The sequence below is a fragment of the Paenibacillus sp. J31R122 genome, assembly GCF_056269185.1.
Window position 1 is genome coordinate 345718 of record NZ_JBWDNM010000001.1, and the last position, 23586, is coordinate 369303.

General features: G+C 47.1%; 14 protein-coding genes and 1 pseudogene. 12 read left to right on the top strand and 3 right to left on the bottom strand.

The features are described 5' to 3' along the window. Positions 1–96: 96 nt before the first annotated feature. Positions 97–1083 (bottom strand): Gfo/Idh/MocA family protein, encoded by a 987-nt coding sequence (locus AC0YN7_RS01240; RefSeq protein WP_475808126.1) that lies wholly within the window; start codon positions 1081–1083, stop codon positions 97–99. Then, entirely contained in the window at positions 1080–2075 is a 996-nt protein-coding gene (locus AC0YN7_RS01245) for a Gfo/Idh/MocA family protein (RefSeq protein WP_475808127.1), read from the bottom strand. Before AC0YN7_RS01245 ends, AC0YN7_RS01240 begins: the two co-directional genes overlap by 4 nt. Before the next feature lie 132 nt (positions 2076–2207). Between AC0YN7_RS01245 and AC0YN7_RS01250 the strand changes: the two genes are divergently transcribed. Next, on the top strand, positions 2208–3089 hold the full coding sequence (locus AC0YN7_RS01250; protein WP_475808128.1) for a helix-turn-helix domain-containing protein: 882 nt from the start codon (positions 2208–2210) through the stop codon (positions 3087–3089). Between the two features lie 42 nt (positions 3090–3131). After that, positions 3132–3821 (top strand): annotated as a pseudogene (locus tag AC0YN7_RS01255) (metal-dependent hydrolase). A gap of 133 nt (positions 3822–3954) precedes the next feature. Here the strand turns inward: AC0YN7_RS01255 and mbcS are convergent. After that, positions 3955–5553: an acyl-CoA synthetase MbcS gene (gene mbcS, locus AC0YN7_RS01260; protein WP_475808477.1), complete on the bottom strand. Its 1599-nt coding sequence runs from the start codon at positions 5551–5553 to the stop codon at positions 3955–3957. Between the two features lie 275 nt (positions 5554–5828). Between mbcS and AC0YN7_RS01265 the strand changes: the two genes are divergently transcribed. From AC0YN7_RS01265 to AC0YN7_RS01310, 10 genes are all read left to right on the top strand, one after another. Continuing rightward, on the top strand, positions 5829–6608 hold the full coding sequence (locus AC0YN7_RS01265) for a LamG domain-containing protein (protein WP_475808129.1): 780 nt from the start codon (positions 5829–5831) through the stop codon (positions 6606–6608). A gap of 111 nt (positions 6609–6719) precedes the next feature. Next, the gene (locus tag AC0YN7_RS01270; RefSeq protein WP_475808130.1) at positions 6720–7745 is read left to right on the top strand and encodes an efflux RND transporter periplasmic adaptor subunit; all 1026 of its coding nucleotides are present in this window, start codon (positions 6720–6722) and stop codon (positions 7743–7745) included. A 36-nt stretch (positions 7746–7781) separates the two neighbouring features. Further along, positions 7782–10682: an ABC transporter permease gene (locus tag AC0YN7_RS01275; protein ID WP_475808131.1), complete on the top strand. Its 2901-nt coding sequence runs from the start codon at positions 7782–7784 to the stop codon at positions 10680–10682. A gap of 1 nt (position 10683) precedes the next feature. Beyond that, positions 10684–11724 (top strand): efflux RND transporter periplasmic adaptor subunit, encoded by a 1041-nt coding sequence (locus AC0YN7_RS01280; RefSeq protein ID WP_475808132.1) that lies wholly within the window; start codon positions 10684–10686, stop codon positions 11722–11724. A gap of 256 nt (positions 11725–11980) precedes the next feature. Next, a complete protein-coding gene (locus AC0YN7_RS01285; protein ID WP_475808133.1) occupies positions 11981–13231 on the top strand; it encodes an FAD-dependent oxidoreductase in 1251 nt (416 codons plus the stop codon). Between the two features lie 324 nt (positions 13232–13555). Continuing rightward, complete coding sequence (locus AC0YN7_RS01290; RefSeq protein WP_475808134.1) at positions 13556–15661, top strand: hypothetical protein; 2106 nt, start codon at positions 13556–13558, stop codon at positions 15659–15661. A gap of 12 nt (positions 15662–15673) precedes the next feature. After that, positions 15674–17539, top strand: a complete 1866-nt coding sequence (locus AC0YN7_RS01295; protein ID WP_475808135.1) for a cadherin-like domain-containing protein — start codon at positions 15674–15676, stop codon at positions 17537–17539. 202 nt (positions 17540–17741) lie between these two features. Then, positions 17742–18854 (top strand): hypothetical protein, encoded by a 1113-nt coding sequence (locus tag AC0YN7_RS01300; RefSeq protein ID WP_475808136.1) that lies wholly within the window; start codon positions 17742–17744, stop codon positions 18852–18854. A gap of 19 nt (positions 18855–18873) precedes the next feature. Then, positions 18874–21129, top strand: coding sequence for a hypothetical protein (locus tag AC0YN7_RS01305; protein ID WP_475808137.1), 2256 nt, complete (start codon positions 18874–18876; stop codon positions 21127–21129). A 134-nt stretch (positions 21130–21263) separates the two neighbouring features. Next, a complete protein-coding gene (locus tag AC0YN7_RS01310) occupies positions 21264–23552 on the top strand; it encodes an FAD-dependent oxidoreductase (RefSeq protein WP_475808138.1) in 2289 nt (762 codons plus the stop codon). The last annotated feature ends 34 nt before the right edge of the window (positions 23553–23586 follow it).

Consider the following 23586-nt stretch of genomic DNA (forward strand, 5'->3'; position numbering starts at 1 on the left):
GCTACTATTGGAATAAAAAAAGACTTTGCTGCTGGATTATAGCGACAAAGTCTTTTTTCACTTTCGTAGGACGCTGAATCCAACTGTCATTTACGGTTATATTAACACCGGTTGACCTGTTTTAATAGAGGAGTAGCCAGCTAATGCTGCAATGGTTGAGCGCATGCCGTCTTCGCCCGTGATCGGGACAGGCTGACCGCTCCGAATGGCCAGTACGAATGCCTGAATCAGATGCTCATCCATATTATCTCCCCAGTAATTCCATTGTCCTACACCCTTCTGACGGCTGTACAGCTCATTGACCTGAGCGAGGCCATTCATAGAAATGACGCCTTTCGTGCCGATAATCTCCAAAGCGACATCACCCCATGTTGGATAAGGCGGTTTTCTTGACCAGCTCGTATCGAGCACTCCGAACACGCCATTTTCAAATTTCACATGGATCATGCCAGTATCGTCCACATCCAACTTGTCATCAAATAAGGTGGCAGCATAAGCGTATACTTCCTTCGGGCCTGATCCGTTGAACCAATTCATCAGATCCATGACATGTACAGTATGGTCTAACAGAGCGCCCCCTCCGGACAGCTTAGGGTCTACGAACCAACCGCTCGGAGCGGTGCCGCGATTCATTCCTTTGAAGGCAACAATTTCGCCGATCTCACCCCGATCTACAGCATTTTTTGCTTGAACGACGGCAGCTAGGTACCGACATGGAAAGGCGGTCATGAGCTGTACATTATTTTTATGGCAAGCAGCTATCATTTCGTTCATGTCGTCTACATGGATGCCTAGTGGCTTCTCGCAGAGCACATGCTTTCCTTTGTTTGCAGCCGCAATTGTAATCTCAGCGTGAAGTGAATTTTCCGAGCAAATGACGACTGCATCGACATCAGTTTCAAGAAGCTGAAGGTAATCGGCGAAGTATGGTAATTCGTGCTTACTGACAATATCGCTAACTCTGCTTTCAATAGGATCAGCTATACCTACGATTTCCACTTCGGGTAACGTAAGTAATGAATGGAAATAAGAGAAGGCATGCCCGTGTGCAAAGCTAATCATTCCAACCTTTAGTTTAGTCATCGTGTACTTCCTCCTAACGGGAGATGAACGACTTTGCCCGTTCGCGCGCTCTCTAGCGCGGCTTCCGCTAGCTCCAAAGCTTTATACGCGTCGTGAGCAGTCACAATGGATTCTGAACCTGTCTTAATGCAAGAAATGAAATGCTCGAGCTCAAGCTCGTATGGACTTCGGAAGGCAGGGCTTTCAGGAACAGTTACAAAGTTGTTATTCTCTGAAGTTGCAGCCTTATGAATTTGTAGGGATCTATTCTTCAAGCTGTTCGTTGAGATGATTCCGCCGCTGCCCGATATTTCGGCTTTCGTATGGAATGGTCCCGGGAACCCCCAATTCGATTCGACGTTAGCGACAGCTCCACTACTGAACTGAAGAGTCACCAGTGCATAGTCGAGCTGCTCGCTTGTATGGTTCATCGCATACACGGAATCAATCTCACCCATGCTCCATCTCAAGAAATCCAAATCATGGATCATTAGGTCGATGATGACACCACCGCTCTTAGTAGAATCCTTATACCAGCTCTTGGTGTTTCCTGGATGGGATCCGATACGGCTGGCATGAGCCACGGCAGGTCTGCCAATATCACCGTGATCGAGCGTTTGTTTCATGTTGATATATTCAGGGAAGAAACGGACGACATGCCCGACGAATAAGCGTACGCCGTTATCCTCACAGCATTGAATCATCTCTTTCGCATCCTCTAAAGTGAGAGCGATAGGTTTCTCGCTAATCACATGTTTTCTTGCTTTTGCCGCTAGGAGAGTATATTCTTTGTGTAAATAACTTGGTAGAGTAATACTTATAGCATCAAATTCCGCTTCAGCGAGCATTTGCTCGAAGGAATGGAATGCAGGGGCTCCTGTTGCCTGGGACAGTTCATTGGCAAGCTCGATTTGTATGTCGCATAAACCAGTCAACTCCACTCCACTTAGTCTAGAGTAAATATCAGCGTGGACATGTCCGAGTCCACCGCAACCTAATACAGCAACTTTCATGATCCGTCTCCTTTGTATCATTGAATTGTTTTTCTAAACCAAATGATACAGGTTAAGTCAGATGGACGTATATGCGAATATTTAGTCAGTTTGTATCCATATTTAATCTATCAATATTGAAAGGGAGATAATATGGACAGCTTTCAGGAACCGATTCACTATCAGAATCCGCAGCTCTGCATTAAGGTGTGGAAATTCACACAGAGTGGAGAGGAACAGACGGGCCCCCCGCTGTGGCATTACCACAAGGAGATCGAATTCCTTCTTGTACTGGAAGGCATTCATGAAATATATACACCAAGCAAAGGCTACCTGCTTCATCCAGGAGATGTCATGGTCATTGGCTCCTCTCAGCTGCACAAACCACAAATGCGATCAGCGCAGCGCGTTCAGTATATTGTTCTTCATGTGGACCTAGAGCCGTACTTTGATCCTGCGATGATGCACTATACGAGACATTTCATGGAGATCATGAACCCGCTGGACGATTTGAATTATCTGTTCAGTAAATTTCCCCATGTCCGAGCGGAGGTAGGAAATATTCTGCTTAGTATTCACGAAGAAGTGATGCAGAAGAAGAAGGGCTACGAGATTGCAGTTAGTATGCATATTAAACATATGCTGCTTACACTGCTTCGCAACGACGATCAACAACTGTTATCTGCGCATGAGTATGTAGACGCTGATTTATTGCGTCCGGTTGTCACGTATATTGAGAACCATCTCACTGAGAGGATTGACATGGCGGAGGTCAGTAAGCTTGCGGGTATGAGCTATGTTTATTTTTCAAAATATTTCAAGAAAAAGATGGGATTATCATTCACTGAATTTGTGAACCGCAAACGGATAGAAAAGGCAAAACGTATGCTCGTTATGGGCAGTATGAACATCACGGACATTGCAGTAGCGGCGGGACTTGAAAATATGGCGCATTTCTATGAGTTGTTCAAGCGTTTCAATGAGTGTACTCCCAAGCAATTCAAGGAGAAGATGAAGGGTCAAGAGGAAGCATGATTCGATCGTTACAATACTAAAACAATGGAGGTAAATAAAATCATGGAGCTCATTTATCATGGACATTCCTGTGTTCAAATGATCACTGGAGAGAAATCACTTGTTATCGATCCCTTTCTCAGAGGTAATGAATTGGCAGTTACGAAAGCGGAGGACATAAGAGTGGACGCCGTACTGCTTACTCACGCGCATGCTGACCATATATCGGATGCTGACTTGATTGCCAAAAGAAATGATGCGCCAGTCGTAGCAATTGTTGAGCTTGCTACCTATATGTCATGGAAGGGTGTCCGGACGATCGGTATGAATATAGGCGGAACCGTCGACTTGGGATTCGCAAAGGCTAAGATGGTACAAGCGTTCCATTCATCAGGTATCGTTATTGAAGAAGAGAAGCAAATTTTATAAGCTGGTATGCCGGCAGGATTTATCCTTCATGCTGAAGGCAAAACGATACTTCACGCAGGGGACACAGCATTGTACGGTGATATGAAAATGATCGGTGAACGTCATAAAATTGATGTTGCATTCATTCCGATCGGTGACCATTATACAATGGGACCGGAGGATGCATTACAAGCAGCAGAATGGTATAACGCCAAGCTGGTTGTACCTGTGCATTACAATACATTTCCAGCTATTCGTCAGGAAGCAGAAGATTTTGTCCAGCGGCTTCGTGAGAAAGGGATAAACGGGAAAGTATTAAAGCCCGGTGAGAAGCTTTCTATTTAAAAAACAGGCATGGGGTCGGCATTTGTTGGCTTGTTTTAGAAGAATGAAAAATGGATAGAGAATCAGATGTTTTCTGGTTTCTCTATCCATTATTTATGCTAATCTTCGTTCTTTTGGTTATCGGAATCCAGAACTATTCATTTAGAGCCGCTCGGTTTTCCTGCTCACGCAGCTCTATTCTCCGTATTTTACCGGAAGATGTCTTCGGGAGATCTTGGATAAATTCTATTTTGCGCGGATACTTATATGGGGCCGTCCATTCCTTGACATATGACTGCAGCTCCTTAATCAGTTCTGGAGAAGCGGCTGACTCATCCTTCAGTACGATAAACGCCTTAACAATATGTCCACGAATTTCATCGGGGCTCGCAACAACCGCGCATTCTTTGACTGACGCATGCTTCATGAGCGCATCTTCAACCTCAAAGGGACCGATCGTGTAGCCTGAGCTGATAATGATGTCGTCTCCCCGGCCTTCGAACCAAAAATATCCTTCCTCATCTTTACGTGCCCGATCTCCAGTTAAGAAGTAATTTCCTCGAGAGCAGTTTTCTTTACGCTCAGGGTCTTTGTAATAGGTCTGGAACAATGCAGGCATGCTCAAATGTACAGCTATATCTCCAACTACTCCCGAAGGGAGGGGATTACCATCCTCATCAATGACTTCTACAAGGCCTGGAGCAATAGGTTTACCCATGGAGCCTAACCGAATTGGAATGTCTCTGAGCGTTCCGATGATCAGCGTACTTTCAGTCTGTCCGTAGCCGTCTCGGATGGTAATATCGAAGTGGCGCTGGAATGTATGGATAACTTCTTGATTTAAGGGTTCTCCAGCAGAGACTGCACAGCGTAGTCGGGATAAGTCGTAGTGCTCTAAGTCTTCCGTCTTAGCCATTAATCGGTATTCCGTTGGCGTACAGCACAATACCTGGATACCGTGATCCTGCAGCAGTTGCAAATACCGATTCGGTTGAAACGGCCCATTATATACGAATCCTGTTGCTCCGTTTCCTAGAACGGTCAAGAATGGACTCCAGATCCACTTTTGCCAGCCTGGCGCGGCTGTTGCCCAGACCGTATCCGATTCACGAATATCCATCCACAAGGACGAGGTAATTCGTAAATGAGCGTAACCCCAGCCATGACTATGAACAACAGCTTTAGGGTTGCCGGTTGTTCCAGACGTATACGCGAGTATAGCGATATCGTCTCTGTGGCTATTAACTGCTGTAAAGGAATCGGGCTGATCCATCATTAATTGCTCAAGATTAAGCCAGTCGGAATCGGTCTTGTCCACAGTTCCTGAAACGGAGAGACGGTAATTTAATGCGGGCAGTTCTTCCGTAATCTTATCGACCTCAGCGGTAATTTCGGACCAGGCAATAACAGCTCTTGCTTCGGAATGCCTAAGGCGGTACGATAGATCCTTTGCTCGAAGCATTTCGGATGAAGGTATAATGGCAATTCCCAGCTTCAGACATGCCAGGTAGATGACATAGGTGATGATTCTACGTGGAACCATAACCAGAACACGATCCCCTTGGCGAAGACCAAGACCCGCTAAGCCTCCGGCGAGATGATTAGCCTGTTTTAGCAGCTCTCCATATGTAATTTCCTCGCAGCTCCCTTGTTCACTTAACCATTTAAGCGCAACCTTATCGGAAGGATGATGTTCCATTTCTGAAGTGAGATTGTAAAATTCAGGCGCGATCCATTGCTGATTTTCCAAAATGAGCATCCCCTATATATATTTGATATGTAAAGCCATAAATACTAGTATAGACGTTCTCCTCGGGTCGGTTATAAGTGATAATGAATCATTTAGCGAAAGTTCTGTGTCTTTATTGCTTTTATTTCATTAATACATTCTAGAACATACTAAGAAGCTTTTCCAATACTTGATGCGTGTTTAGTTAATATTTAATCAGGTAGATGAATTTTGTTTATACATATGATATACATATAACTAAGGAAACTTTTGGTATAAATAGAAGGGGGGGTGATGTGATGAATGACAATTTGGAGCAGTGGTGCAGCGAGGCTGTATTAAAATGCTCGGGATTAATTAGTTTTTGGGACTTTCAGGAGGAAGCGGGGAGCGATAGAGTTGCTAAAGGCGCTTATCCTTATCGTTTGAAGGAGATGAATGGTCATATTGGAAGATACAATGAAGGCGCTTTCGGACCCTACTGCGCGGATATCCGTTTTTCCCAGTGGTTTCTCATTCCGCGCGAGGAGTGTCCTGCACTGAATATTCATGGTCCTCAGGCTCTAGTGACTGTTGCCGCTTGGATTAAATGGGGAATGTCAGATTATAACGGCTGTGAGGCAATTGCAGGTCTCTGGGACGAAACGCGAAAAAAACGGCAATACTGCTTATTTCTTAATCTTAAGATTTGGGATAGCTCGGAGCAAGTATGTGGACATGTCTCGTCGGTAGGCGGTCCGACACCCGGCTATATGTATTGCATGGATGCTGCAATTGGACAAACGCCAATATCTCGCGGGGAATGGCATTTTGTTGCGTTCACCTATGATGGAGAGGAAGTGCGGGCGTATTTGGATGGACGGCTTGATGCGCGAGAACGCTACAATCCATACCTCTTTGAAGGCGGTTTGTTCGATGGCGGACTTGATGGTGCTGATTTTACAGTGGGTGCAGTAAATCGTTCCGGAGAGCCTGGAAATTATTTTACAGGGCTGCTTGGCGGTCTTGCTATATTTGATAGAGCACTTACAAACGAAGAGATTAGTGAGATGGCGACGACTAAGATGATCCAAAGATAGCTGATCTAATGAAATATCGACGGTTCTGAGAAATCAAGCTTTGCGAAACGTCAGCTTATACCGCCAACTGATGGCGGGGGGACCGTTTACGCTGGCATGGGGGTGGATGAATTGCCAGACCATCGGATCGGGAATTATGCTTTAATCGTATGCATAGCTAGCTTGATGCTTGTTCTAACCGGATGTACATTGCTGCCGAAGGAAGAAGAGGTGCTGAAGCCTGCTCTTATCGTTCCTCAGAAAGAAAGCTATAACTTGTACGAGGTGAAGCGGGGGACGGCCACAAAGCAAATTAAAGGAGTGGGCACTTTCAATTCTACTACTGTCGTTCAGCATGAGTTCGTAGGAGCCGCAGGTAGAATTACAGCCATTTCCGCCGAAATTGGCAATATTGTAAAGGAAGGAGCGCCGCTGCTGGAGCTGGAAAACGAGGGTCTCGAAATTGTCGTGCTTGAACGAGAGAGGGACCTCGAATTGGCAAAGCTGGCACTGGAGCAATCGAAAGAAACACAAGATATACAGGTTATGAAAATTCGATTGCTGGAGCTGAAAATCGCTCAAAAAAGAATGGATGATGCTTACAAGCAGTTGAACGGAAAAACCATGAAAGCCAAAATAGATGGCGTCATTGTATCTATGGAGGCGGTGAAGCTTGGTGATACTGTTCAATTGGGAAGAAGCTATGTTACGATAGCCGATCCGGCAAGTATTCGGTTATCGTATTCAGGTACTATCTCAAGGGAGCTGCAAGAGGTCGAGGTCGGGATGAAGGCTGAGATTACTTATAGGGATCAGATTCTTGAGGGTACTGTTACCCAGAGTCCGTCATCCGCACCTGAGACAGATGACAAAGAGCTTGCTGATAAATACGCCAGAACTATTTATTTTCAGCTGGAGGATACGAGCATCATGCCGGAATTGAATGCAAACGCGGATATTGTTATCGTCCTGCAAAAAAAAGAAAATGTAATCTTGCTTCCGAGAAACGCCGTATATTCGCTGCTGGGCCGGAATTATATTAAATTGCTGGATGGAGAAAGCATAAAGGAAATCGATGTAGAGCTTGGTATCGACTCCTTATCAAATGTAGAAATTGTTAAAGGCTTGGAAGAAGGTCAAAAGGTGATTCTGCAATAGGCGTGTGGAGAATTGCTCGGGAAGGAGGAAGTGTCTATGGCTCTTCTCTTCATGATTTTACGTAAGATGATGAAAAACAAATGGTTGGAGCTCAGTCTGCTTGGAGGACTCATCTTATCTGTTGCGCTTATAAGCAGTATTCCGATTTATACAGAAGCGATTTTGCAGCGTCTGCTGATAAAGGACTTAGAAAATTTTCAGAATTCTACCGGACGATATCCAGGAATCGTCTACTCCAAGGTTTTTATGGGAGCCACTTCCTTTTGGGATTCCGGTGATTATCAGCCCGAGGAACGACCGCAGGTTTTGAAGAGCATGAACGAATTTATGAGCAAGGAGGTCAGTACGGGTTTCGGGCTTCCGGTGAACCATCTGGTGATGGAAGCTGCAACGGACATGTATTCATTCGCTCCTGCTGACATCACTCAAATCGAGTCGGGTACGAAACGTTTAGCTGAGCTTGCGGCAAGATCCGATCTTTACGATCATATCCGCTTGATCGACGGGCGGCTCCCGGCAAACGAACCCGTGAATGGCATATATGAAGCGTTAGTGGTACAGGAATCTCTTAAAGAATTAAACATGGTTCTTGGTCATGTATTTGTAGTTGAAAACGAGGAGGCAAAGACAAAAGTCAAAGTCAAGCCGGTAGGTGTTATTGATAAGTTGGATTATGCCGATCCCTACTGGTATAACAATCTTACTGATTACAGAAAAACGTTTTTTATTGACTACGAGCTGTTTCAAGCACATTTTTCATCCAGCGAAATACTGCCGACGGCAAGCGCCAGTTGGCTGTTTGTGCTTGATTATTCGAGTATGGATCTGACCAACGCGCGTGAATATATTCAGACTAGTGAAAGTATGAATAAGCATCTAATGAATCGATTTAGTACTTACACCGTCGATACGCCTGCTGTAAAAACGGTAGAAACTTATTTTCAAAGGGAAGCTGAATTACAAAAAATAGTATGGTCTTTGTACGCGCCGCTAATAATTGTGTTGGCTTTTTATCTATACATGGTGTCCAACCTCATTATAGATCGGCAGAAAGCAGAGATTTCGGTATTGCGCAGCCGCGGCGCCAGCCGTCTGCAGGTAATGGTTGGATATGTTTTCGAAGGGCTGCTGCTTGGCGGTATTGCATTTGCCGCAGGTCCTGCGGTCGGAATGCTGCTCACGAAAATACTTGGCGCATCGAATGGTTTTCTTGAATTTGTGGAACGTTCGGCGCTTCCGGTAAAAGTAAGCAAACAATCGTACTTGTATGCTTTGTATGCAGTCGCCGGTTCCATCATCATGACGCTTATTCCGGCTTATAGAGCAACTCAAGTATCAATTGTAAACCTGAAACAGCAGCTGAGCCGCCGAATCAAGGGATCGTTCTGGCATCGATTCTTTATTGATGCTGCTCTGATTGCAATAGCTGTTTATGGGCTTCAAGTGTTCAATAGGCAGCGTAGTGACTTGCTCCAGTTGGGTGCCGAAGCTTCCGAGGTTTCCGTCGACCCGCTGCTTTTTCTAGTCCCTGCCCTGTTCATTCTTGGTCTCGGATTACTTGTGCTGCGGTTATATCCGCTATTTATCCGCTTCGTGTTCTGGGCAGGCAAGAAAATATGGCCGCCCTTTTTATACTCCACCCTGATCCAGGTTGGTAGATCCGGTACGCAGTATCAATTAGTTATGATGTTTCTGATTATTACGATCGCCACAGGATTATACAGCGCAAGCGCCGCTCGGACAATAAACGATAACACGGAACAAAAAATTAGATATAAGAACGGGGCAGACATCGTATTGAAGACGCATTGGCCTAGCAATGCCTCATTGCCTTCCAACGGCGTTCCTCTCTCGAATCAGGCTGGAGGAGCGGGGACGGCAGCTGCTGAGGGCGGGCCGCCACGAATCCAATACGTCGAGCCTCCTTTTCAAGTGTATAACGAGCTTCCAAGTGTTGCGAAAGCAACGAAGGTGTTCGTCAAGGACGACGCGAATGTAGTAGTTGGCAATGAACGCAGTACAACTAAACTTATGGGAATTCATACCGCCGATTTCGGTCGTACAGCGTGGATTCGTGACGGCTTGCTGAACCACCATATGAATGAATATTTGAATCTAATTGCCTTGGATCCGAAAGCGGTTCTAATTTCACGTTCCATCGCGGACAAGGGCGTTCGCCAAGGAGATACAATTACAATTGGATGGATCGGCGTGGAGCCCAGGTCGTTTACTGTATATGGCGTTATCGATTACTGGCCGACCTTCAATCCGAATTTGGCTGGTAATCAAGGCGGACAGTCTAACACGGAAACACCGTCTTTAGTTGTAGGGCATCTCGAGTATATCCAAATGGCGATGGCTGTAGAGCCTTATGAGGTATGGATCAAATTGCGGGAGGATGCGGATCGACAGCCATTCTATGATGATATTGCAGCTCGTAAAATAAATTTGGCGTTCATAAAGGATACGCGTGAAGAACTGCAGACGGCTGATAACGATCCGTTTCAATTGGCGGTAAACGGCGTCATGACACTCGGCTTTCTTATATCAGTTATAATTAGCTTTTTCGGTTTTTTGCTCTACTGGATACTTTCATTGTCGGGAAGAATACTGCAATTTGGAATATTACGGGCGATCGGAATGTCTTTTGCTCAGCTGCTTGGCATGCTGACAGCTGAACAGCTGCTGACATCAGGTGTCGCAATACTGATTGGCGGAATGGTTGGCAATGTTACAAGCGCTTGGTTCGTAAAGCTGTTTCAAATCTCCTTTAATCCATCCACGCAAGTACCGCCGTTTCAGGTTATGTTTGATCCCAGCGATACGGTGAGATTGTATGTCATTGTGACTTTTATGATTCTAGTGGGACTGTTCATACTAGGCTGGCGACTTTCACGGATCAAAATTCATCAGGCCGTTAAGCTGGGGGAGGATTAACTTGATTAACGGGATCGGATATAAGCGATTATTTGCGGCTGCTTACACCATACTCGTCGTGCTGCTCCTTACAGGATGTTCTCTCGTTCAGAGTAGGGAACAGGCGGTACCGGAGCTCATTGACCCAGTCGGCGTCAAAGTGGATGTGCTGGAAGTAAGGCGTGGGACACTGACCATTGAAATCAATGGAGTCGGCGTAGTCGTTCCGTCCTCAACCGACTATCAGTCCTTTGAAATCGACGGAAAACTGGATGAAGCGTTCGTTCAGCCAGGAGATATCGTGAAAAAGGGTGATATGCTGTTCCAGCTTGTATCAAGCATTTCCGACCTGCAGCTTATGCAGCAGCAGCTGGTTGTCGAGAATATGCAGAGAGCGTTGGATAAATCGCTCGGTGCTGGGCTAGATGAAGACAGTATTGATGATATTAGGCTCCATCATATCAATTTAAAAATCGAGAAAATGAGACTGAAACAGCTGCAGGGGCTTCAAAAAAAGCAATCGTTAGTATCGTCTAGTGATGGAGTTGTAACATTCGTGGACGACATTAAAGCGGGCGATTCAATAACGGCCTATCGGACTGTCGTAGGCATCGCTCATACCGAAAAGCTTCAGCTTCGTTATATCGGTGACCTTTCTCCTTTCTTGATCAATATAAAGCTAGGGATGCCGGTAGAGCTCATGCATCAAGGCTCCTCTATAAAGGCTAATGTAGCTGCTTCTCCTTCATCTAATCCGAGCAATTCGAATCCGCTTCGTGCTGCTATACTTGAAAAAACATTGCTATTCGATTTTGAAAACGAATTTTTGACCCGTATAAATATAGGAGATAATATCGAATTTAGACTGGAGCTTATTCGGAAGGAGAACACGCTAATTATTCCTCGTGGAGCGCTTCGTAATTATCAGGGTAGAGATTATGTGCTGATCGTTGACAAAGATATCCACCGCGAAGTAGATGTACAGCGGGGAATCGTAACGCCGACAGAGGTCGAGATTGTCAGTGGCCTTGAAGAGGGCCAGCAGGTTGTTGTCACGAAATAACTAACATCACTTTCCGGTTCGTTAACCCATCCCGTGTTTTAGTAGGATGGGTTGTTTTTATTTGTGAAACTATTTTATGGTGTAATTGGTTAGAAAGATGATTTATGGCATTTTTGTAAAAATAGATTTACATATATAAAAAATGATTTATAATATGAGAAAAGGAAGTTATTACCTTGTCAGCAAGCTGCCGGCTATTCAGACTAAACTCGCCGTCGGCATTTTTGTAGGATACCTATTAGAGGAGGAGTACCTCATGGCCGATTATCAATTTCAGCGGAGCGTATCGGTATTCGACACGGCGGATGTTTTGGTCATCGGAGGGGGACCTGCAGGCGTTGCGGCAGCTATTGCGGCGGCGCGATGCGGTAAAAAGGTCATCCTAATCGAGCATTCCGGGCAACTGGGCGGAATGGGAACGTTAGGGAATGTCAGTGTGTTTATGGGGATTGGCAATGTGACAGGCATTTATCGGGAGTTTATTTCTGAAATGCTGCCGGAGCAGATCCTTCCAGAAACCCACGAGGGCTCGATAGGACCGCAATATAATCCGTTCCACTTACGTCATTATTTAAACGACAAGTTGGAGAAGGAAGGCGTTGAGGTTCTATATCACGTGAGTTTTGCCGGAGCTGTTATGGAGCAGGGACGATTGAAGGCTGTTATCGCAAACTCGAGAGAGGGTTTGATCGCTCTGGAGGCAAATGTTTTTATAGACTGTACGGGAGACGGCCGAGTTGCGATTGATGCAGGGGCTGAATATACGACCGGGAGGATAGACGACCAGCTGACTCAGCCGATGACGCTGATGTTTATGATGCAGAACACGGGGCAGCCCGTAAAGCGTCAATTGCCAAAAGGATGTTATCAGTATGAACATATCTCTGAGCTGCCGCAAGGGAGACGACTATATTGGGAAAGAGGCGAAGCGGGCACGCTGCTTGTGAATATGACCCGGGTAAAGGGGAATGGCGCTAAGATTAAAGATATTAACTATGCGGAGAAAGAATCACTGCGCCAAGTATTCTCAGTAGCGGACTACTTACAGCGAAGCGGATTCGAAAATTATACGCTTTCTCACGTCCCTGGCCAGGTTGGGGTTAGGGAAACCAATCAAATCTCAGGGCATTATACGCTTACGGAAGATGATCTTTTGAATGGCCGTAGGTTTGAAGACGTCGTAGCCCAGACGAATTATGAGATCGATATTCACAGTCCAGACGGGAAATCGGGAACCGATGAGAGAGGAGTCGCCGGGTATGATATTCCGTTCCGCTGCCTGATTCCTCGAAAAATAGAAGGACTGCTCGTAGCAGGTCGAGCAATCTCAGCTACCCATGTGGCCATGTCATCGATGCGCGTACAGGCGACTTGTTACGCACTGGGACAGGCGGCGGGGGTTGCGGCTTCTCTAGCGGTGGATAAAGGGGTTACGCCACAACATATATCTATTGAAGCTTTGCATCAGGAACTTCAAAAACAAAATGTTGTATTTATAAAAAAGTAATAGGGGTATTTCCTGTTTTGCGGCAATCTTTTGGGATGATCGTTCAAAATAATTGCCGCAATGGAGTGAAATATAGATTAACGCTTGCACGCTATACCGCAAAAGGAGTGTTTACAGGCTAGGCAGCCGGAAAATAAGGAGTGATGTCGAAGGTCGAAGGCCGATATTTTACTCATTGTTAGAAAGGCGCCCTCAGCACTAATTTTTGTATGCGTTTACATAATGGGCTCCGAGTGGAGAGGGGACAAGTTCACATCTATTAATGTAGGTCAATCTGGTTATTAGAACCTGTGTAGATTTCATTTTAATGGGAGGGAATTTGATATGCGAAAAAGCCTAATGATTGCTGTCGTTACAGTCTGCATGATGCTTATGATAACCTCACCTGGAATGGCACCGACTGCGGTTCACGCTTCTGATGAAACCTGGTCGGAATCCGAACTGTTTGGGCAAGTGAGTGAACTCAATGCTTTAATCGTAACGACGAGCCGACCGCAGCTGAAGCAGTTTCTAGAAGATGTACGGGATAATGCGACCGCCGTAATGGGATCTTCAGAAATTTCACATGAATTGGGACTGAAGACCAAGAAGGCTTTGAAGTACGCACTAAAGCTGGGGAAGGATGCCACTGCGGGAAGTGCTGCTGAAATATGGGCTGATGCGCCATTTATCGTGTATGAAGCAGCGGCGCTTAGTCCGGAGAAGCGGCTGCCGAATACGCTCCCGTCGGATGGGGCGATCAGCGATCAGATTGCGGTTATCTCGGCGCAAGACGAATATGAAGCAGCTTCGTTCATATTTGCTCCGCTTAGCGACGTAGGTTCAGTTACGTTCGCGACATCTGATCTGCAAGGAGCAGAAGGAAGCATTCCAGCCAGTTCCATTGACATGCATGTCGTAAAAACATGGTACCAAGGCGGGACGGCATGGCAAAGTTATTTCTTTGACGCCTCCAAGGACGTACTGGTGCCCGAGCTGCTGCTGCATGATGAAAACTTAGTGAAAGTGGATCACGCGCAGAAGAAAAATTTCTTGCGAGTCGACTATCCGGCAGGCTCGCAATATATGGATATTTTCACGAAGCCGGCTAAAAAGTTCGATCATTTGAAAGAGCCAGTCGAGGACAGCACAGTATTGCTTCCTATTGAGCTGAAGCAGGGCGAGTCGAAGCAGATGTGGATTACGACGAAGGTGCCTGCCGGAACGCCTGAGGGAATTTATACCGGAATGATCGATATAACGGCTGATGGAGCACCTGCAGGACAAATTACGCTGAAGATACGCGTACTGCCGTTCGAGCTGCCTGATCCGAAGACGTACCATGACGTGGACCGAGACTTCTATGTCATGTTATACCACGAGAGTCGTGTGTGGGAGTATATGGGCGATAGTGGCGGGAATGCGGAACTTGTCAATACAAAGCTGTTGAATGAATATCGGAATATGGCCGAGCATGGCGCAGTAAATATTCCTGGTCCGATCTATAGAACCGATGCTCCGCAACACTTTATTACTCAGTTACAACTGATGGAGCAAGCCGGCCTCGATTTGGATCCGCTCTTTGGCTCTGCGCCGGCGTTCGCGCCATATCAATTTTTTAATGATTATAACAGCTATGTCACTGCGAAAGCAGCTTACGATGCAGATCCAACCGAAGCAAAACGACTCACGATGGAAAAACATTTCAACAATTGGCGGAATGGAATCGAGAATCATAAATTATACCTTAACAATGTATACGCTGCTGTGACGGGAATTGTTGGTCACACGAATTTATATTTTGACGGTTGGGATGAAGCGGGCTGGAGCTTGCTGCAATGGCAGCAAGAAATGTGGAAGTATGCTAAAGAGGAACTTGGAGTGAAAGTGTTTGCGTCAGGGAAAGCGGATCACTTGAATTTGGAAGTGCCGGAAGATTTCATGAACTGGGCCGGGGAGATGACACGCGAAAAAGCGGATGCATGGCATGCGCTGGGTGAAGATAAGCTCATCACCAGTTACGCGTATCCGCATACAGGGCCGGAAAACCCTGATTTGATGCGTCAGCGTCACGGCATGTGGCTGTACAAAGCGAATTACGATGCTACTTATAACTATATTTATTACGAAAATTTTCAAAATACTTGGAACGATGAAATAGATGGCACATTCCGCGCTTTAAACTTTGTCTATCCTACAAAAACAGACGTCATTGATACGCTCGCATGGGAAGGGTTCCGCGAAGGTATCGACGATATCCGCTATGCAACCAAGCTGCGGCAGGTCGCACAGGCAGCATTGTCTTCGGGTAATACGGGTCGCGTCGCTGCCGCGAACAAAGCATTGACTTGGCTGGAAGCTAGTGATGAGCGCTCGATGTCCGCTGATTTGATCCGACTCGAGATGATCTATCACATCATGCTCATGCTTGATCTGGAAAATGCGGAATAGGAGGGGATAACCATGATCAGAAAAACGAAGCGAAGTTTGATGCTGCTGCTCGCGATCATGCTGTTGGTGAGCCTGCCGCAAGTGATGGCAGCTACAGGCGAGACTAAGAAGGTGTATGGGGTCACTTATTCGTCGGAGGATTTATCGACGCCTATGGATTGGTACAACAGCGATTATTTTGACAATCCCGTGTACAAGGAGAACCGATTTGTCCAATATTGGGTGCAAACGCCGATTGCGCCGGGCGGTCCACGCGATACAGGCTTCTATATGGTTTACAACGAGGAAGGGTTGAACATCTTCTTCCAATCGAATGAGTCGGAGAGAGATCAGAACGGCGCATTGAAGAGCAGCCAGATCGAGTTGTTCATGCAGACCGGGCAAGGAGATTTCCCTTACCATCAGATGATTATTCATATGGATGGCACTCCTCATGAGTATTATGAATGGCAGACGGAATATCGTGACAATCGTCCTTTTCAAGGCAATGTTACGGTGATTAACGAAGAGATTCCGACTGGATGGGGAACTGTATTGTTCCTTCCATGGGAAGCCGTTTATGATTATGTGCCGCTGAACGGCGAGAACTGGGAATTCAGCATGATCCGCTGGTCGCCGTCAAACTCCCCAACTTGGGGAGGGAACGTTCATCAGCCGGGCAGGTTCAACGTACTTCAATTCCAGGCGCCGACGGCAGAGCAGCGCATGGCCATTCAGAAAAAAATGATAACTAAAGCCTGGCAGAAGTTTAATGAAACATCCTCACAGTTAAGCGCGACATGGCTGAATGGCGATGCAGATGACGCGAGCTTCTTCAATAGTCATATTCAGCCTCTGATCACAGAGGGTCAAGCAAACGGCAGCTCAATTCCGAATCTGGACAGCTTGAGCGGAGTTCAACTTGATGAGCTCTATCAGCATATAGAAAGCTGGTTCGAGCTGCGATTTGATGCGGAAGGTGATCGGATATCTTATTTGAAAAACTTGCTGTTCAGTGAAAATGAGCCGCCAACGGTGACCAATTCAACATACGTAACATTGAAGAATACAACAGTCAACGGTGTTGTTGTGGGTTCTGATGCCGACGGAGATGTTTTAGCCTATTCGCTTGGTTCTGCTCCTGTTAATGGCTCGGCTGCAGTGGAGCCGGACGGTCATTGGACGTATACGCCAAATGAAAACTATTCGGGCTCCGATCAATTTACGGTAATCGTCACCGACCCATCCGGTGAGTCCGCGACCTCAACAATTGATCTAATGATTACGGCTGGCCCTGAGACGACGGCTGTACTCGAACCGGCATCGCCAAATGGCAGCAATGGATGGTATATATCCGACGTCGCGGTCACTCTGGAAACAACAGATGATGTGAGTGGTGTGAAAAGAACGGAGTACCGCATCGATAATGGGAACTGGAACGTTTATAGCGGTACGTTGACGATTGCTGATGAGGGCGTTCATTTACTGGAATATCGCGGTATTGATAACTACGAGAATGCCGAGAATATAAAGTCGCTTACGATTAAAATTGATAAGACTGCCCCAGTGGCAGCGGTTGCCTTGAACAAGACGGTATTGTCACCGCCGAATCATAAATTAATTCCAATCCAAGCTACGCTTACCCACAGCGACAGCATTTCAGGAATCGCCTCATTCGAGCTAACCTCAATTACGAGCAATGAGGACGACAATACGACTGACGATATTCAGAACGCAGAGTTCGGAACGGCTGACACATCTTTCAGTCTACGGGCTGAAAGGTCAGGGGGAGGCAGCGGTCGTATTTATACGGTGACGTATACGATAACGGATAACGCGGGCCATACTTCAACGGCGAGCGCCAAGGTAACCGTTCCGAAAGGAAATGGCAATAACTGATATAACCATTTAATTTGAGCTAATGTCGCAAAACTGGCAATTTTTCTGTCAGCTTTGCGACATTTCTTATATCATACCTGCTACATTAATCACGTCAATAAAAAAGTTATACAATTGTGAAAATGTGGTTGACGCAGCAAGGCTGCAGATATAAAATTTTGGTATAAACCTGTAATAAAATGGTATGTGAGGAGGCTTTGATGTGAAAAGAGGCGTTGCGAAGAGAGTGGCGGCAATCGTTACGGAATACCGGTACAATTCACATGCCGAGGTCATATTGGGCAGGCTGCTGGGTGATTTTCACTATGTGCCGGAGGTTGAGCTCATCTCCCTTTACACGGATCAGGTACCGAAGGATGATATGAGCAGAGAGGTCGCTGCGCGTCATGACATAACGATCTATGGAACGATCGGCGAAGCAATTCGGGCTGCCCAATCCGGAGGACCAGTCGATGGTGTCATTATTATCGGAGAGCATGGGGATTATCCGGTAAATGTGAAGGGGCAAAATCTGTACCCGCGGCGACGCTTCCTGGAGGAAACTATCTCGGCCCTTGACGAGCTTGAGCTGACCGTTCCTATCTTCTCTGATAAGCATCTCGCATATGACTACGATGATGCGTTGTGGATGTATAACCAGATGAAGACTCGGGGCATTCCGTTTATGGGAGGCTCATCTATCCCCCACACCGATCCTATGCCAACGTTCAACCCTGAGCATCTGCAATCCGTTACCGAAACCTTGGTTATTAGCAACGGCGGACTGGAGTCCTATGGATTTCATGCATTGGAAGTGCTGCAGTCGCTTACCGAACGCAGAGCTGGAGGCGAAACGGGGGTCCGATCGGTACAACTGATCGAGGGTGCCGATGGTGAGACTTGGGAAAGTATGGATCGGGGGGAATGGCCGGAGCAGCTGCTGCTTCACGCTTTGCGCGCGTATCCTGACTTGCCGCAGATTCATCCTAGAGAAAGTGAACCGAATCCTGCTCTATTTATAATCGAATACATGGATGGTACGAAGGGCTATATTATTCAGTTCAAACGGCTGACAGAGCTGTGGGGCTACGCATTCCGCTATGGGAATGACCAAGTGGCCGCTGCTGTATGTGACAGTGATATAGATCGCCCCTTCAAACATTTTGAACGTTTAACGAGGATGATTGAAGCATTCATCATTAAGCGAGAGCCGCCGTTTCCGGTGGAACGGACGCTGCTAACGACCGGAATGATCTGTTATGCAATGGATTCACTTTATTATGGAAGAAAGCTGGATACACCAGAGCTCAATATTACGTACCAACCATATCCATGAACAATTAGGGGGGGCCATTTTGAAACACAATTTGCATGCAAACATTCCTGAACAGCATACAAGATTTGTACAGCTGCCCAACAGCAATGGTCATAACGCAGTCTGGGACTTCACTCGTTCACCTGATGGCCGATTTTATGTAAGCGTATGCGGTGAGAATGAAAAGCCGTTAACAGCGCTGCTCTATGAATATTACCCGGAAACGGGGGAGCTGAGACTGATGTTCGACGTAGCGAAAATATGGATCGTCGATTACCAGCAGATGCCTCCTAGTAAAATCCATACGAGCATCGATTTTTTACCTGATGGCAGGCTAATTATGGCGACTCACAATACAGCACCGGCCCCCGGTCATAAGCAATGGATGTATGAGCAGCATTATGAACACCCTTGGGAAGGATATCCGGGCTCCATACTCATGATCGTCGATCCCGATACGAACCAGGTACAAGTCAAGGGTATCCCGGTACCAAGGGAGAGTATTTATGGCGGCATGCTCGGCAATGATCCACGCTATTATTATTTTCTTGGATATATGAGAGGACATTTCTACAGGATTGATTTGGAAACAAACGAGGTTAAGGATTATGGGAAGGTATCCGAATTCTCCTCCTGCAGGCTGGTGAAGGATGACAAGGGCCGCTTCTATGGAAGCTCCTACACCGGGGGGATCTGGAGATATAATGTTGAGCGGGACGAGATTGAGGATCTGAAGGTTCATTTCACATCTCCGAATGGAACGAAGTTCCGAAGACAATTTATATTCGCTCTTCATACGCCTCGAAGCACGCTGCTAATGGTCGACAATGTGGATGGTGAAATGATCGAGCTGCATCCAGACACGCTTGAAGTGACACGGCACGGTCATATTCATCTGCCTGGAAGTGTCCCGAAGAACCCATATGGTATCGGAGGATTAGCGGCTGACGAGAACTTCGTTATTTATTATGGCTTGAAAACGTTTGATGAGTATTACCCTATCAGGCTTGTCAGGTGGGACATTCTGAACGGTGGAAAGCCTGAAAATCTTGGACTCATCAGCCCGCGCGGGAAGGACTCCCAATATATTTGTGAAATGATTTTCGATCATAATGGTCTGCTTCATATGGTCGACGTGTGCGGGGAGCATTCCCCTTATATATTGGCAGTTGATGTCAAGCAGCTGCAGCCCCCTGGGATAGATGCGCCGAAGGCTGAGCTTCATCCCTACTCGGAGCCTAGTTATAACGGAGTCGGCAGCGCTGCGTACATGCATATCGTGGCGGCTTCGACCCTAACGCTGCCGCTGCATCAGTATATGGATTGGAAAGATACTTCAGTGAGACATGTTCGTATAATCGATGGAACTGTTTTCACGATTAGCGGGAAGAATGGCATTTACGTCACCGAATCGGACTATACCGGTCATGAGCCGCGACAAATTCGGCTCGTATACGACAAAGGTGCTTCAATCGCATGTATCGACAACGATGACCGAACGGTTGCGGTACTGACTTCGAATGGCTTCATCCTTACTATTGATCTGGTATTAGGCAGTTGCAGAGAGCTGGTAACCGTGCAGAACGAAGTCGAGCTTATTAAGCTTCATTGCAAGATAGACGAGGACCGCATGTTGGCAAGCGACGCTTCCGGAGGAGTCTATGTTTGCGATTTAAGCCGCTCCAATGTACGGACGCTGGCAAACATCCAAATCGAGACGGCTCAATCACATATTATTAAACTGGATGACAATCGCCTCTTGTTGTCAGGTCGGGATGATGAAATGTTGATTTATTCAATAGCCGAGGAGAGTCTGACTAAGCTGGGCGTCCGAACTCCATCCATTAGAGGGCGAGCTTTCAAGGCGACCCTTACTGGAGGAGCTGTATTGGCAGGAGGAATGGTTGTAGCTGGAACTCTGGATGGGCTGTTATTTACTTTATCGCCGGATCAACGCGCAACGACGTCATACGGCAGACTATATTCCAGCGGAGAGCTGCGGCAGTTCATTAAGCTGAACGAGGAAGAGATCGTAGGCATTTACGGGGGCAGCAGGGATGCGGGACATATGTTCCATTTTTCGCGGGGTGGCGGCTTTATCGATTTGGGGAGGCCGAGGGTCATCAAAGACAATCAAGAACTAAGCGAGCTCGATACGGAGTGGGCTGACATTCATTTTATATCCAGCTTAGCATATTCATCTAAGGATGACTGGCTTTGCATTGCATCCGGTGAGGAGCAATACGGGTGTGTGGTACGTTATCAAGGAGTTCAATTCGGGAGCTTTCAATGCTGATAAACAAATACACCCGCATAGAGGCTATTCGGATATGTTCCCGGAAGATACGAATTTCGTATTAGGCAATGACACTGGTCGAATGGTGAAGGCATTCGATCATTATGGAAATTGAAATGTGGAGGTTGCTTCCGATGAGAGGTTATCGCACTATAGAGGAAAACTACGATGTAGTCGTATGCGGCGGCGGGCTGGCGGGTTTTTGCGCCGCAGTTGCTGCAGCAAGACAAGGGGTTAGTGTTTGTCTCGTCCAGGATCGTCCGGTATTCGGCGGAAATAGCTCATCGGAAATTCGAGTGCCTCCTCAGGGAGCAGCCAGCTTTCATGCTTATGCTAGGGAGACGGGCATCATATCCGAACTGTTAATTGAGGAACGGGCGAAAAACCATGAGAACCCGACCTTTGACAATGGCTATATTAACAGTGTATGGGATATGGTGATGTACGATATGGCGGTGACCACGCCAGGTTTGAAGTTTCACCTCAATTCAACGATTACAGATGTTCGGATGCGTGATGAACAGACGGTTGATGCTATTATTGTACGCGTCAATCATGCTGAAACAGAGCTGACGCTTCGAGCGAGCACGTTCATCGATTGTACCGGTGACGGAATTGTGGCAGCACTTGCAGGCTGTGAGTGGCGAATCGGGACGGAGAGCCACAGCGAATTCGGCGAGCCGCACGCTCCGGAGCAGGCAAGTGATGCTGTCATGGGCAATTCGATTCATTTCAAAGCGAAGGATGTGGGTTATCCGGTGCCGTTCACCGCGCCAGACTGGGCGGTGCATTATGATAATCCAGATTTTTTCTATAAGCATGGAAGATGGCCAGGCGATCCGCGAAGTGGGTTCTGGTGGATTGAATTGTCTGTGCCATGGCATACGATTTACGATAATGAAACGCTGCGCCACGAGCTGACAAGGCATGTTCTTGGCATTTGGGATTGGATAAAAAACCGGGATCCGCGGCTTAAGGACGAGGCGCGGACGTATGCGCTTGACTGGATCGGGCAGGTACCGGGCAAGCGGGAAAGCCGGCGCATTATGGGGGAATACCTCATGACCGAGCATGATCCGCTTCGTAATACGGTGTTTCCAGATGAAGTCGCGTATGGAGGGTGGTTTATCGATCTTCATGAGCCAGGAGGATTGCTTGCGGAATTTAGCGAGAAGGCAGCCGTTGAGTCGCAGACGGGCGGTAATTATATGGCCAAAAGCTATGTCGCTCCCTATGGAATTCCTTTGCGTATTCTGATTGCCAAAAATATGAACAATTTAATGATGGCTGGTCGCAATGTCAGCGTCACACATGCCGCGCTTGGGACGGTTCGCGTAATGGGAACGACAGCAGTGATGGGTCAAGCGGCCGGGACAGCGGCCGCTGTCGCGGTCCGTTCAGGGATTTCAGTTCGAGATGTGCCGGAGCATTGCATTCATGAAGTACAACAGGCATTGCTTCGAGACGGCTGCTTTCTGCCTGGTGTTACAGCAGAGGATTCGAATGATTGGGCACGAAAGGCTGCTGTTAAGGTTAGCAGCGAAGCGGTGCTGACGGGCTGCGGTCCGGCACCTCATCAATCGGATGGTGACCGTTCGCAAGCCGATGTATTAAACAACAGGCGCGGGCAGTGGATTGCTGTCGGCGCGGATCGAATTGACCAGTTAGCAATATGTCTAGGCAATGATTCAGATATGGTTCAAATGATCGAAGCTCGGTTGTATGCGGTAGAGCATCTATGGGACTACCGGGTTGAGGCGGGACAGCCGCTTGCGACAACCCTTCTATCAGTTCAACCTGGGCAGGTAAACTGGGTACAATGGCTGATCGGTATCGACGTAACTTCACTGAAAGGTCGATATGTACGGCTTGATCTGCTCGCCAATTCTCACGTCCGTTGGCATGCAGCAGAATTCATCGAACCTGGTCATGTCAGCGCCTACGAGCTTGGGAACGGACAGATGCGTAGGCACGGTCAGGGGGCAATGATGAGCTTTCAAATCGAGCCGCCTCAGGCATGCTATGGAGCCAACAATGTGGTGAGCGGTGTGACGCGTCCTTATCGGAGTCCAAATTTATGGCGTTCTGACCCTGCTTTACCGCTGCCGCAATGGCTGGAACTTACATGGGAACAACCCATTCAGCTTGGCCGCATCGAGCTGACGTTTCCCGGCCAGCTGCTGCGTGATTATCGGCAATATCCGGGATTATACCGAGATCCGCAATGTCCGAAGGATATTGTCGCAGAAGCTCATATCGAAGGTCAATGGGTGGAGATCGGTGCAATGCGAGGCAATTACCAGCGCAAGCATGCGATCGTTCTGGAGAAGACTGTCAGCACGAGTCAGATTCGTATGAATGTCCTGTCCACGAATGGTGATCCATCCGCTGCGATTTATGAAATTCGCTGTTACTCGGAGTAGTTGCCGTGAAACGAGCAATTAATACCTGAGAAGG